Annotated in this window: 12 protein-coding genes and 1 pseudogene; 10 read left to right on the top strand and 3 right to left on the bottom strand. The window is 42.0% G+C overall.

Features of this window, described 5'->3' with window-relative positions; all coding sequences use genetic code 11:
- Nucleotides 1-133: 133 nt before the first annotated feature.
- On the top strand, nucleotides 134-325 hold the full coding sequence (locus AAGG74_RS13195; RefSeq protein WP_162103758.1) for a hypothetical protein: 192 nt from the start codon (nucleotides 134-136) through the stop codon (nucleotides 323-325).
- A gap of 65 nt (nucleotides 326-390) precedes the next feature.
- Here the strand turns inward: AAGG74_RS13195 and slrA are convergent, their stop codons facing one another.
- Nucleotides 391-549 carry a transcriptional regulator SlrA gene (slrA, locus tag AAGG74_RS13190; RefSeq protein WP_429675764.1) on the bottom strand — a complete coding sequence of 53 codons (159 nt, stop codon included), beginning with the start codon at nucleotides 547-549 and terminating at the stop codon, nucleotides 391-393.
- Nucleotides 550-922: 373 nt separating this feature from the next.
- On the opposite strand from slrA, the pseudogene AAGG74_RS13185 reads away from it, so the two are divergent.
- From AAGG74_RS13185 to galT, 4 genes and pseudogenes are all read left to right on the top strand, one after another.
- Nucleotides 923-1,567 (top strand): annotated as a pseudogene (locus AAGG74_RS13185) (helix-turn-helix domain-containing protein); the annotation flags it as partial.
- A 17-nt stretch (nucleotides 1,568-1,584) separates the two neighbouring features.
- Nucleotides 1,585-1,968 carry a GtrA family protein gene (locus AAGG74_RS13180; protein ID WP_162103985.1) on the top strand — a complete coding sequence of 128 codons (384 nt, stop codon included), beginning with the start codon at nucleotides 1,585-1,587 and terminating at the stop codon, nucleotides 1,966-1,968.
- A gap of 81 nt (nucleotides 1,969-2,049) precedes the next feature.
- Nucleotides 2,050-3,222 (top strand): galactokinase, encoded by a 1,173-nt coding sequence (locus tag AAGG74_RS13175; RefSeq protein WP_429675763.1) that lies wholly within the window; start codon nucleotides 2,050-2,052, stop codon nucleotides 3,220-3,222.
- A gap of 3 nt (nucleotides 3,223-3,225) precedes the next feature.
- Complete coding sequence (gene galT / locus AAGG74_RS13170; protein ID WP_429675762.1) at nucleotides 3,226-4,773, top strand: UDP-glucose--hexose-1-phosphate uridylyltransferase; 1,548 nt, start codon at nucleotides 3,226-3,228, stop codon at nucleotides 4,771-4,773.
- A 63-nt stretch (nucleotides 4,774-4,836) separates the two neighbouring features.
- Here galT and AAGG74_RS13165 read toward each other — a convergent pair whose 3' ends face one another.
- Entirely contained in the window at nucleotides 4,837-5,082 is a 246-nt protein-coding gene (locus AAGG74_RS13165; RefSeq protein WP_162103762.1) for a GlsB/YeaQ/YmgE family stress response membrane protein, read from the bottom strand.
- A gap of 510 nt (nucleotides 5,083-5,592) precedes the next feature.
- Between AAGG74_RS13165 and qoxA the strand changes: the two genes are divergently transcribed.
- From qoxA to qoxD, 4 genes are read left to right on the top strand one after another with little or no spacing between them, the layout of a single operon-like run.
- On the top strand, nucleotides 5,593-6,558 hold the full coding sequence (gene qoxA / locus AAGG74_RS13160) for a cytochrome aa3 quinol oxidase subunit II (protein WP_162103986.1): 966 nt from the start codon (nucleotides 5,593-5,595) through the stop codon (nucleotides 6,556-6,558).
- Nucleotides 6,559-6,586: 28 nt separating this feature from the next.
- Nucleotides 6,587-8,536 carry a cytochrome aa3 quinol oxidase subunit I gene (gene qoxB / locus AAGG74_RS13155; RefSeq protein ID WP_162103763.1) on the top strand — a complete coding sequence of 650 codons (1,950 nt, stop codon included), beginning with the start codon at nucleotides 6,587-6,589 and terminating at the stop codon, nucleotides 8,534-8,536.
- 13 nt (nucleotides 8,537-8,549) lie between these two features.
- Complete coding sequence (qoxC, locus tag AAGG74_RS13150) at nucleotides 8,550-9,164, top strand: cytochrome aa3 quinol oxidase subunit III (protein ID WP_162103764.1); 615 nt, start codon at nucleotides 8,550-8,552, stop codon at nucleotides 9,162-9,164.
- Nucleotide 9,165: 1 nt separating this feature from the next.
- Complete coding sequence (gene qoxD, locus AAGG74_RS13145) at nucleotides 9,166-9,540, top strand: cytochrome aa3 quinol oxidase subunit IV (RefSeq protein WP_162103765.1); 375 nt, start codon at nucleotides 9,166-9,168, stop codon at nucleotides 9,538-9,540.
- 242 nt (nucleotides 9,541-9,782) lie between these two features.
- Here qoxD and ywcE read toward each other — a convergent pair whose 3' ends face one another.
- Nucleotides 9,783-10,046 (bottom strand): spore morphogenesis/germination protein YwcE, encoded by a 264-nt coding sequence (ywcE, locus tag AAGG74_RS13140; protein ID WP_162103987.1) that lies wholly within the window; start codon nucleotides 10,044-10,046, stop codon nucleotides 9,783-9,785.
- A 446-nt stretch (nucleotides 10,047-10,492) separates the two neighbouring features.
- Between ywcE and AAGG74_RS13135 the strand changes: the two genes are divergently transcribed.
- The gene (locus AAGG74_RS13135) at nucleotides 10,493-11,671 is read left to right on the top strand and encodes an FtsW/RodA/SpoVE family cell cycle protein (protein WP_429675761.1); all 1,179 of its coding nucleotides are present in this window, start codon (nucleotides 10,493-10,495) and stop codon (nucleotides 11,669-11,671) included.
- The last annotated feature ends 66 nt before the right edge of the window (nucleotides 11,672-11,737 follow it).

Here is an 11,737-nt window from a genome sequence, read left to right as displayed (position 1 = left end):
CTATCCTCCCTTACATTCGCTAAAAGTAAGTAAAAAGGTACACCAATAGGTATGTACTGAAAGTCTGATTTATGCGTTGATAATGAGTATCTGGAGAATGATAAAGGAAGTCGTAAGCTAGGAATGGGAGTGTATGAAGACAGACGAAGGTTTTCCAACTCGGCCGCATATAAACGTAGCTGCTATCAAAACCTCACCGAATGCAGCTTGTTCTCAGCGAAGCTGCTGTTTGCCAGAGCCCGGTTATACATCACCGGCTGTCTGTCGTAGAGGAGCTGACACACCGTTCTCTAAGCCCGGCGGCGCAGCATTCGCTTTCGAATAGAGGATATGGTGAAAACTCAGATCAGATGATAGAAAAGCCAGAGGTAATAGATCCGCCTGTTCGGATTAGTCTTGGCGGACGGTTTTTTTAGGATGATTTTTTATTGATGCTGTCTCAGATTCCAAAAACTGTCTCACATCATGAATGCCTAACCCAATGGATCTAGCTTCTTGCATTAACATATGCCAATCTTTGTCCAATTCTTTTTTAATATGAGTTTTCATAGTAACCTCCAATTGTATAAAATGTTCTCCTGCAACATGCGGGCATATTGATAAGCCGGCGCGATGATGAGGCGAGTACAACAAATTTCACACATAGTTGCTCGGTATTCACAAACTGAAGGAAAAACCACCTACCTATTCCCTAAAAAATTGACTAATATAACCAATGAATCTTATTTATAATAATAAACAATTAAATACTGACTGGATAGTATGTAAATGAAAATAAATCAATTAGCCTATTAAAAATGACCTCGGCGAAACCGATTAGCATAGCCGTTTAAAGAAATAAATACCGCTAAAGATTGTTCCGGTGTAAGATAAGGATAATCATACTGTCTGGAGAAAATATGAAAAAAACTTTCAAATGTAAAGGGAAGCAACATTTGAAAGTTTTTTAGATGCTGGCCTGAGTTTGTTGATTAACCGAGCGTATGATCCGGTTTCTGTAGAGGATATCAGCAGAGCGGCTGGGTACAGAAAAGGAGCATTTTATGTTCATTTTGTCAGCAAGGAGGACTTTTTGCAGCTTCTTCTCGAAAAACGCCAGATGAATAAGGAGATCATTATAGGATATCTTGATCAAAAGGAACAGATGTCAGTGAACCCGCTCGCATTGGACGACGCTGCAATACATGCCGCAGAGCTGCTTTATTCCTATTACATCAATAAGCCGTTTTGGGACATTACGTCTTTTGCTATGAATATGCCGACATATAAAGTCCTTTAGACGTGCAAGGCCTATGTCCGGCTGTACGAATTGTGGGTGGAAGAAAATGCGTTATATATGAAGTGGCTGAAGGAGAGAAAGCTGATTGACTCCTGTATTGAACCGGGATATACGGCTAAAATAATATGTGCAGTGCTCGACGGAATCATCAAGCGATCATACGTATTGGGCAAGCCCGCCGCCTTTCGCAGTTTTTCAGACGCACTTTCTGTCTTCATTACGCCTGAAAGAGAGCACACGAGCCCGAAAATGTTGAAAAGTTTTTCAGGAAGCGAGGAACATCAGTGAAGTATAGAGAAATGATTATGTATATCATTATGGGGGTTTTCACTACCATTGTGAATATCGCCAGCTTTTATATTTTTGCAGAGGTCATAGATATGGATTACAAAGCCGCTACTGTTGTCGCTTGGATCTTGTCCGTGCTGTTTGCATACATTACAAATAAATTATATGTGTTTCAGCAAAAAACACATGACCTGCAGAGCCTGTTGAAAGAAATCACTGCTTTTTTCAGTGTTCGCGTCCTGTCTCTCGGTATAGATTTAGGCATGATGATCATTCTTGTCAGCCTGTTCAACACAAATGAAACCTTGGCAAAAATACTCGACAACGCGGTCATTGTTGTCGTGAACTATGTGGCAAGTAAATGGATTGTCTTTAAAAAGACAAAAGAAGAAGGGGTATGAGAGGGTCATCAGTATAAAAGACCGTTTTCCCTGAAGAAATAGGGGGAAATAATAAATAAAAACCATGAAAGGTGATTGTGCATGCAGGCAGGGCTAGAGGCGATATTTTCCAGTGTATTCGGAGAAAAAGAGGGGTTGCGGTTTTTTTTCGCACCTGGAAGAGTGAATCTGATTGGCGAACATACAGACTATAACGGCGGGCATGTGTTTCCATGCGCGCTTACAATAGGTACATATGCTGCTGTTGCAGAGAGAAACGACAGGATGGTCAGGATGTATTCAGACAACTTTAAGGCCGCAAGTATCAAGGAATGCAGCCTTGACGACATCCGCTATCAAAAAGAAGACGACTGGGCGAATTATCCGAAAGGCGTCATTTATGAATTTCAGCAAAGAGGCTATTCCATCCCCCGCGGCTTTGACATTGTATTTTGGGGTAATATTCCAAATGGGGCGGGACTCTCATCTTCCGCTTCTATTGAGCTGCTGATGGGAGTCGTGCTCCAAAGCCTTTTTCATCCTGAAGTGGGTGCGCTGGAGCTTGTCAAAATGGCGCAGCATGCGGAAAATTCATTCATCGGTGTCAATTGCGGGATTATGGACCAATTCGCAATCGGAATGGGGAAAAAACATCATGCGATACTTCTGAATTGCGACACACTCGACTATGAATATAGCAAACTCGATGTCTCTGATCTCACGATGGTCATCGCAAACACCAACAAAAAAAGGACATTGGCAGACTCGAGCTATAATAAGAGACGCAAAGAATGCAGCGACGCCTTGCTTGATCTGCAAAAAGCACTTGATATTGCCTCATTGGGCGACATCAAGCCCGCTGATTTCGCCGCCCATTCCAGCCTGATTCAAAATGAAACGAACAGGCGCCGTGCAAAGCACGCCGTATATGAAAATCAACGTGCCATCAAGACAGCCCGTATGTTCAGAGAAAACAATATAGACGAAATTGGGCGGTTAATGAAGGAATCCCACCTTTCATTAAAGGAGGATTATGAAGTGACCTGCCCAGAGCTTGATGAGCTTGTGTTTGCGGCATGGGGACATGAAGGCGCAATTGGATCAAGAATGACGGGAGCGGGTTTCGGCGGCTGCACCATCAGCATTGTAAAGGATGCGTTTGTGGATGATTTTATCCAGCAGGTTGGAGATAGATATCAAGAAAAAACAGGACTCAAAGCGGATTTTTATGTCGCTGATATCGGAGAGGGAGCGAGAGAACTGAAGGGGGAATGACATATGAGCATCGTTGAACATCTGGAACAGCTGTTGGAATATGGGCTGGAACGAAAACTGATTTCGATATGGGATCAGGCATATACGAGAAACCGTCTTTATGAAGCATTGGACATTAAACCTCCCGCGCCGGTCTCTCGCACATCGATCAAACAGGCGCAACGCCTGCCGGATTTGCTTGCTCCTATTTACAAATGGGCTGTGGAAACCGGGAGAATGGAAGCGGATACAGATACATACCGCGACCTGCTCAGCGCAAAGCTGATGGGATGTTTTGTGCCTGCGCCATCTGAGGTCATCCGCAAATTTGAAGAGACAAAAGCATTATACGGACCAAAACAGGCGACAAAGGAATTTTATCAATATTCAGAGGATATCTATTATATCCGGTCTGACAGGATCGCCAAAAACGTTCATTGGACGGTGTCAACCGAATATGGTGAGCTGGAAATGACTATTAATCTGTCAAAACCTGAAAAGGACCCTAAAGCGATTGCCGCTGCAAAAGAGCAGAAGCAGGTAAATTATCCACTGTGTTTGCTGTGTAAAGAAAATGTCGGGTATGAGGGAAGCGTGGATCACCCAGCTCGGCAAAACCACAGAATCATTCCGGTCATCCTTAAAGGCGAACAATGGTACTTGCAGTTCTCGCCATATGTTTATTATCAGGAGCATTGCATCGTCTTAAAGGGTGAGCATGAACCGATGGAGATCAGCAGAAAAACATTTGAAAGGCTGCTGTCATTTCTCAGGCAATATCCCCATTACTTTATCGGTTCGAATGCGGATTTGCCGATTGTCGGCGGCAGTATCCTAAGCCATGACCATTTCCAAGGCGGGGCGCACGATTTTCCGATGGCGCGTGCACAAGCAGAAGACGTTTATGAATTAAATGATTATCCCGGCGTGTCGCTGGGCTTAGTGAAGTGGCCGATGTCCGTGCTCAGACTCCAAGGAAACAATCCAGATCGTATCGCCGAAGCTGCTGATCATATATTCCGCACATGGAAAACGTATTCCGATGAAAAAGCAGGCATCGCCTCATCTACAGGCGATACGCCCCATAATACGGTCACACCGATTGCGCGGCGCAGGGGGGACTTGTACGAGCTCGATATCGTGCTGAGAAACAACCGGACGGATGAGGAGCATCCATTAGGAATATTTCATCCTCATCAGGAAGTCCACCATATTAAAAAGGAAAATATCGGCCTGATTGAAGTCATGGGATTGGCGATATTGCCGGGCCGTTTACAGGAAGAAATGAAAGAAACGGCAGCGGCGCTCTGCTCTGCTGATCCGAAAACAGCTTTAGAACAAAACCCGCTCACAGCAAAGCATAAGGAATGGGCTCTTCAGTTGAGGGGAAAAAGAACAATAACAAAAGAGAATGCGGATCTTGTCGTAAAGGAAGAGCTTGGACACGTATTCACGCGCATTCTTGAACACGCAGGTGTATTTAAACAGACACCGGAGGGCAAACAGGCCTTCAAAAGGTTTATCAATCATTTAGGCGTCAAACGAGTCAAAAGCCTCAGCCATGAAAGCTGAGACTTTTCTGGTTTTCTCGCAAAACAAATGCCCAAAGCGCTGACACTTTGGGCATCGTTATTTTTAGCCTTTTCTTCTGGTTAATAGACTTACTAGAAATACAACAATTGCTGCGCCGATTACCGCAGGAATGATCGCAAATCCTCCTAGATGCGGCCCCCATGTTCCAAGAAGCCCATGTCCAATCCAGGCACCAATAAGGCCTGCGATCATAGACCCAATAATTCCTCCGGGCATATCTCCTTTCACAAACAGGCTGCCAAGCCAACCGATAATAATAGCGACAATAAGAGAAATAATGAAACTCATCATATAACACATCCTATTTCGATTTATTTGTTTATATCATTCCACTGTTTGATATTTGATAAACATTTGAATGCTTTCATAAAAAATGGAAACAATTCAGAGCATATCGACGCTTTACTAAACCTTTTTTTTCAAAAATGGTTGCGTTAAAATGGTAACTGTGTGAAATGGTACTAGAGAAGGAAAAATCATTTCTATCTAAAAAGTTTAACAAAATGAAACTTTTGATTGACCTAGGTTTTTTATTATGGTAAACCTTTACTTGTCAGAAATAATTCTTCACTATCTTTCTTTACTTATATGCGGAAATATCTAAAAACTTTTCATCTTAAGCGATAGATGTGAATAAAGTTGGAGCATTTTTTGTCGATTTTATGACATTTAAGCGAAAAAGGGATGAAGTTTAGAAAAAAATAAAGCTAATATGTGAACTTTTTGATAGCATAACAAAGTAAAGAAAAGATTTTGAGGAAGTTGCACTTCAGATTTATTACACCAATAGGAAGGATGGTGATCTTCTTGTTCAGAGCATTAAAACCGTTGCTTGTATTAGCGCTGTTAACTGTGGTTTTCGTCCTTGGGGGATGCAGCAATGCTTCAGTATTAGATCCAAAAGGACCTGTAGCTGAACAGCAAAGTGATTTAATCCTGTTATCTATCGGATTTATGCTGTTTATTGTCGGGGTTGTCTTTGTTCTATTTACCATTATCTTAGTAAAATACCGCGACCGTAAAGGCAAAGATAATGGATCTTATAACCCAAAAATTCATGGTAACACGTTCTTAGAAGTAGTCTGGACAGTGATCCCAATTTTAATCGTCATTGCACTTTCTGTGCCAACCGTACAGACGATATATTCATTAGAAAAAGCTCCTGAAGCAACAAAGGACAAAGAGCCTCTTGTTGTTTATGCTACTTCGGTAGACTGGAAATGGGTATTTAGCTACCCGGAACAAGATATTGAAACGGTCAACTACTTAAACATTCCTGTCGACCGCCCGATCTTGTTTAAAATCGCATCTGCAGATTCTATGGCTTCGCTATGGATTCCTCAGCTTGGAGGACAAAAATACGCGATGGCAGGCATGCTGATGGATCAATACTTACAGGCCGATAAAGTGGGAACTTACGAAGGCCGCAACGCGAACTTCACAGGTGAACATTTTGCAGACCAAGAGTTTGATGTAAATGCAGTCACGCAAAAAGACTTTAACAGCTGGGTGAAAAAGACTCAGAAAGAGTCTCCTAAGCTGACAAAAGAGAAGTATGATGAATTGATGCTTCCTGAAAATGTGGACGAATTAACGTTCTCTTCCACTCACTTAAAATACGTTGATCACGGACAAGATGCTGAGTACGCGATGGAAGCGCGCAAACGCCTAGGCTATCAAGCTGTTTCTCCGCACTCTAAAACAGATCCGTTTGAAAACGTAAAGAAAAATGAATTTAAGAAGTCTGATGATACAGAAGAATGATATTTGATCAGGAAAGGAGGAAGCCCGCATGAAAATGAGATGGGACGAATTTTTCGTAACTGGTGACCCATTAATTTTGGGCGCACAAGTTTCCATTGCGCTTTCAACCATTGCCATCATCTTTGTACTGACTTACTTCAAAAAATGGAAATGGCTCTGGTCTGAATGGATAACTACCGTTGACCATAAAAAACTCGGAATTATGTATATTATATCTGCTGTAATTATGTTTTTCCGCGGTGGTGTCGACGGCGTGATGATGCGCGCCCAGCTAGCGCTTCCGAATAACAGTTTTTTAGACTCAAACCACTATAATGAAATTTTTACAACACACGGTACAATCATGATCATCTTCATGGCGATGCCGTTCTTAATCGGACTTATCAACGTTGTTGTACCTCTTCAAATCGGTGCGCGCGACGTTGCGTTCCCTTACTTGAACAACCTAAGCTTCTGGACGTTCTTCGTAGGGGCGATGCTTTTCAATATTTCTTTCGTTATCGGAGGTTCTCCGAATGCAGGCTGGACAAGTTACATGCCGCTTGCAAGTAACGACATGAGCCCTGGGCCGGGTGAGAACTATTACCTCCTCGGACTTCAGATTGCAGGTATCGGTACCTTGATGACAGGGATCAACTTTATGGTAACAATCTTAAAAATGAGAACAAAAGGCATGACATTAATGCGTATGCCAATGTTCACTTGGACAACACTGATCACAATGGTTATTATCGTGTTTGCGTTCCCTGTTCTTACAGTAGCATTAGCACTTTTATCATTTGATCGTTTGTTCGGCGCTCACTTTTTCACATTGGAAGCGGGCGGTATGCCAATGCTTTGGGCTAACTTGTTCTGGATTTGGGGACATCCTGAAGTATATATCGTTATTCTTCCGGCGTTCGGTATTTTCTCAGAAATCATCTCAAGCTTTGCAAGAAAACAATTGTTTGGTTACAAAGCGATGGTTGGTTCTATTATCGCCATCTCCGTATTGAGTTTCTTAGTTTGGACTCACCATTTCTTCACAATGGGGAACAGTGCGTCCGTTAACTCATTCTTCTCAATTACGACAATGGCAATCTCAATCCCGACCGGGGTTAAAATCTTTAACTGGCTCTTTACAATGTATAAAGGCCGAATTAGCTTTACAACGCCTATGCTGTGGGCGCTTGCGTTCATTCCGAACTTCGTGATCGGCGGGGTTACAGGGGTTATGCTTGCGATGGCAGCAGCGGATTATCAATATCATAATACGTACTTCCTTGTATCTCACTTCCACTATGTGCTGATTGCGGGTACTGTATTTGCTTGTTTCGCAGGATTTATTTTCTGGTATCCAAAAATGTTCGGTCACAAGCTGAACGAAAGAATCGGAAAATGGTTCTTCTGGATCTTTATGATCGGTTTCAATGTATGTTTCTTCCCTCAATATTTCTTGGGGCTTCAAGGCATGCCTCGCCGTATTTACACATACGGACCGAATGACGGCTGGACAACATTGAACTTTATCTCAACTGTCGGAGCTTTCATGATGGGTATAGGATTCTTAATCCTTTGCTATAACATCTACTACAGCTTCCGTTACTCTACTCGTGAAATCAGCGGAGATTCATGGGGTGTGGGACGTACGCTTGATTGGGCGACTTCTTCTGCGATTCCGCCGCATTACAACTTTGCGGTGCTTCCTGAAGTTAAATCTCAAGATGCATTCCTGCATATGAAAGAAGAAAAAACTGAATTATACCCTGAAAGCAAATTCAAGAAAATTCATATGCCAAGCAACTCAGGCAGACCGTTCTTTATGTCTGTTGCCTTCGGTCTCGCCGGCTTTGGACTTGTCTTTGAATGGTACTGGATGGGCGTAGTCGGATTGATTGGAGTCTTGCTCTGCATGGTTCTGCGTTCATTCGAATACGACAACGGCTACTACGTTAGTGTTGATGAAATAAAAGAGACGGAAAGAAAGATTTCCGAATAAGGAGGCGTGAGTTATGGAACATGCAGAACACGGCAATTCTAACGCGCCTATGGAATATCAATCTGAAACCGGCAGACTTAATATTCTCGGGTTTTGGATCTTTTTAGGGGCAGAAATTGTGTTGTTCTCAACACTATTTGCAACCTTCTTCGTTCTTAAAAACAGAACAGCAGGAGGTGTCTTACCGGACGAACTGTTTGAAGTCAATCTGGTAATGATTATGACGTTCTTGCTGCTTATCAGCAGCTTCACCTGCGGGATCGCTGTTCATGAAATGCGCCGCGGAAGTTTAAAAGGCGTAGTCATTTGGACAATTATCACTCTTCTTCTCGGTGCTGGCTTCGTCGGATGCGAGATCAACGAGTTTGTCCACTATGTACATGAAGGAGCATCTCTCGGTACAAGTGCGTTCTGGTCTGGATTCTTTGTATTACTTGGAACTCACGGAACTCACGTAACAATCGGTATTTTCTGGATTGCAGGAATTCTGATTCAGTTGAAGAAACGCGGCTTAACTCCGCAAACTTCATCTAAAATCTTTATCTCAAGCTTGTACTGGCACTTCTTAGATGTTGTATGGATTTTCATCTTTACAGGTGTCTATCTCATGGGATTGGGGGGTCTGTAAAATGGCAAACAAATCTGCTGAACACAGTCACTTTCCATGGAAGCACGTTGTAGGTTTTGCACTTTCTATCGTTTTGACCCTGCTGGCTCTTTGGATTGCAGTGTATACTGAATTGAGTCCATCAGCTAAACTTTGGATCATTTTCGGCTTCGCCTTTATTCAGGCGGCGCTGCAGCTTCTCATGTTCATGCACATGAGAGAGAGCGAAAACGGCACGATTCAAGTCGGAAACACGCTGTTCGGATTTTTCGGCGCGATCGTTATCGTACTTGGCTCAATCTGGATTTTCGCGGCTCACTACCATCATGGTGACCATATGGACGGAAATCCTCCTGGAGGCACTGAACACTCAGAGCACTCTGGTCATAACGAATAATACAAAAACCCTCTTCGTTAGAAGAGGGTTTTTAATTGTTGACAAAGTCCTAAAACGTTTTCTTTTTAGGACTTTGTCATCTTTTCAGCGTGATTGAAAACCCTTGAAGTCTAGGAAGGACGAGCATCGGAGCACAGCGAATATTCTAATTCGTGAGCACCGACGCACAGGACTGACAACGAATGCAAGGGTTTGTCGACACGCTGAAACCCTCTTCGTTAGAAGAGGGTTTTTTGCTGTTTTCAGCTGCTTCGCTTTCTGCGAAGATACGGAAGTCCGTAAATGATAAATGCGGCGATATGAGCGACAATGACGTTGACGGCAAACAAGACAATCATGAGAGTGTGTCCGAGTGGAGAAAGGCTTTCTGTTGCGTAAAAATAGAAGAAAACCCACATTAAAATGATTGGCGGAATGGCTGAGAGTGCGACTTTTTTGTTATCAAGCCAAATAAAGAGGGGGGTTGCGCTGGCAACCAGTAAATAAGCAAAAAACATGTCCATTATACCCGTCTCCTTTCATTTTTTGATAACGTTTACAAAAATGAAATAAGGGAACTGAGTTGTGTCTGTTTTGTGATTGTTTTTTGAACATTATGTAACAAATATTATACCATGTTTTCCATAAATTGATATACGCTTTTGCGGAAAAGGTCTGGACCTATCGTCTTATTTTTAGAGAGACATTTGGCAGGAGAATGTATAGATGCTGAAGTTTTAATGAATTTGCATATTTTCTAACACAGAACCTCCTTTATGGGAGTTTTTTATTTGAAAAGTTTTGTGTCAATCGAAACATTTCAGTTTATGATACGTCATATTTCGTGTAGCTGAAAAAGCGCCACAAATGCGCAAAAAACATAAATGGAAACGAGCTTCACGTGTCATCTTGAAGATGGTTCATGTATAATAAACATTAGTGATTTTCCGATGAAAATGTAAGGCGGGATAGAATGAGTCGATATAAGAAACAGCAAAACCCCTTTTATCAGGGGGATTTGATTTTTATATTTAGTGTGTTTTTTATTATAAGTGTAGTATCAATCTATGCTGCCGGTCAATTTGGGCAGTATGGGAGCTCAGACTGGATACAGCAGCTTGTGTTTTATCTGTTAGGGGCTATTGCCATCACAGTGATTTTGTACTTTGATTTAGAACAGCTTGAAAAATTAAGTTTATATATTTTTATCATTGGTATTTTATCTTTGATTATTTTGAAAATCAGCCCTGAGTCCATTGCACCGGTCATTAAAGGAGCAAAAAGTTGGTTTAGATTTGGGAAGTTAACCATACAGCCTTCAGAGTTCATGAAGGTCGGTTTGATTATGATGATTGCCTCAGTCATCGGAAAAGCTAATCCTAAAGGAGTTCGGACGCTAAGAGATGATGTATACCTCTTATTAAAGATCGCGGGTGTTGCAGTTGTCCCAGTTGTTCTTATTTTGATGCAAGATGCGGGGACAGCGGGTATTTGTATGTTTATCGTTCTTGTAATGGTTTTTATGTCGGGGATCAATTGGAAGCTGATTACAATCATTGCTGGTTCAGGTATCTTACTCATTTCAATTGTTTTATTAGTAATGATAAACTTTCCCGACGCTGCTCAATCAGTCGGAATACAGGAATATCAAATTAAGAGGGTTACCTCTTGGGTTTCTAATTCAAATGAGACACAGAATGATGATAGCGGATGGCAAGTTGATCAAGCTGTCATGGCTATAGGATCTGGCGGCATTTTAGGAAATGGTATTTCTCATTTAAAGGTTTATGTTCCAGAAAGTACGACTGACTTCATTTTCTCTATAATAGGTGAATCTTTTGGATTTTTAGGCTGTGCTTTTGTCGTCATCATGTTCTTCTTCTTAATTTACAGACTTGTCGTATTGATTGATAAGATACATCCGTATAACCGTTTTGCATCTTTCTTTTGCGTTGGATTTACGGCGTTAATTGTGATTCATACATTTCAAAATATCGGAATGAACATCGGCATCATGCCTGTTACCGGGATTCCGTTGCTGTTTATCAGCTACGGGGGAAGCTCGACACTCTCTACGCTAATCGGCTTCGGTATTGTGTATAACGCGAGTGTGCAGCTGACGAAATACAGAAGTTATCTTTTTAATTCTTAATGCAGACAGCTTTTTTGGAGGCTGTCTTTTTTTATTGCAGAGCATTTTGCTTTTGAGTTTCGTTTT

It is taken from the genome of Bacillus mexicanus, assembly GCF_050445615.1.
GTDB classification, from domain to species: domain Bacteria; phylum Bacillota; class Bacilli; order Bacillales; family Bacillaceae; genus Bacillus; species Bacillus mexicanus.
This window is presented reverse-complemented; position numbering and strand designations above follow the sequence as displayed.

Coding starts and splice junctions, on each gene's coding strand:
- qoxD (WP_162103765.1), top strand. CDS start 9,166: ATGGCAAACAAATCTGCTGAACACAGTCACTTTCCATGGAAGCACGTT.
- AAGG74_RS13180 (WP_162103985.1), top strand. CDS start 1,585: ATGTATATCATTATGGGGGTTTTCACTACCATTGTGAATATCGCCAGC.
- AAGG74_RS13175 (WP_429675763.1), top strand. CDS start 2,050: ATGCAGGCAGGGCTAGAGGCGATATTTTCCAGTGTATTCGGAGAAAAA.
- qoxC (WP_162103764.1), top strand. CDS start 8,550: ATGGAACATGCAGAACACGGCAATTCTAACGCGCCTATGGAATATCAA.
- slrA (WP_429675764.1), bottom strand. CDS start 549: ATGAAAACTCATATTAAAAAAGAATTGGACAAAGATTGGCATATGTTA.
- galT (WP_429675762.1), top strand. CDS start 3,226: ATGAGCATCGTTGAACATCTGGAACAGCTGTTGGAATATGGGCTGGAA.
- AAGG74_RS13165 (WP_162103762.1), bottom strand. CDS start 5,082: ATGAGTTTCATTATTTCTCTTATTGTCGCTATTATTATCGGTTGGCTT.
- AAGG74_RS13195 (WP_162103758.1), top strand. CDS start 134: ATGAAGACAGACGAAGGTTTTCCAACTCGGCCGCATATAAACGTAGCT.
- AAGG74_RS13135 (WP_429675761.1), top strand. CDS start 10,493: ATGAGTCGATATAAGAAACAGCAAAACCCCTTTTATCAGGGGGATTTG.
- qoxB (WP_162103763.1), top strand. CDS start 6,587: ATGAAAATGAGATGGGACGAATTTTTCGTAACTGGTGACCCATTAATT.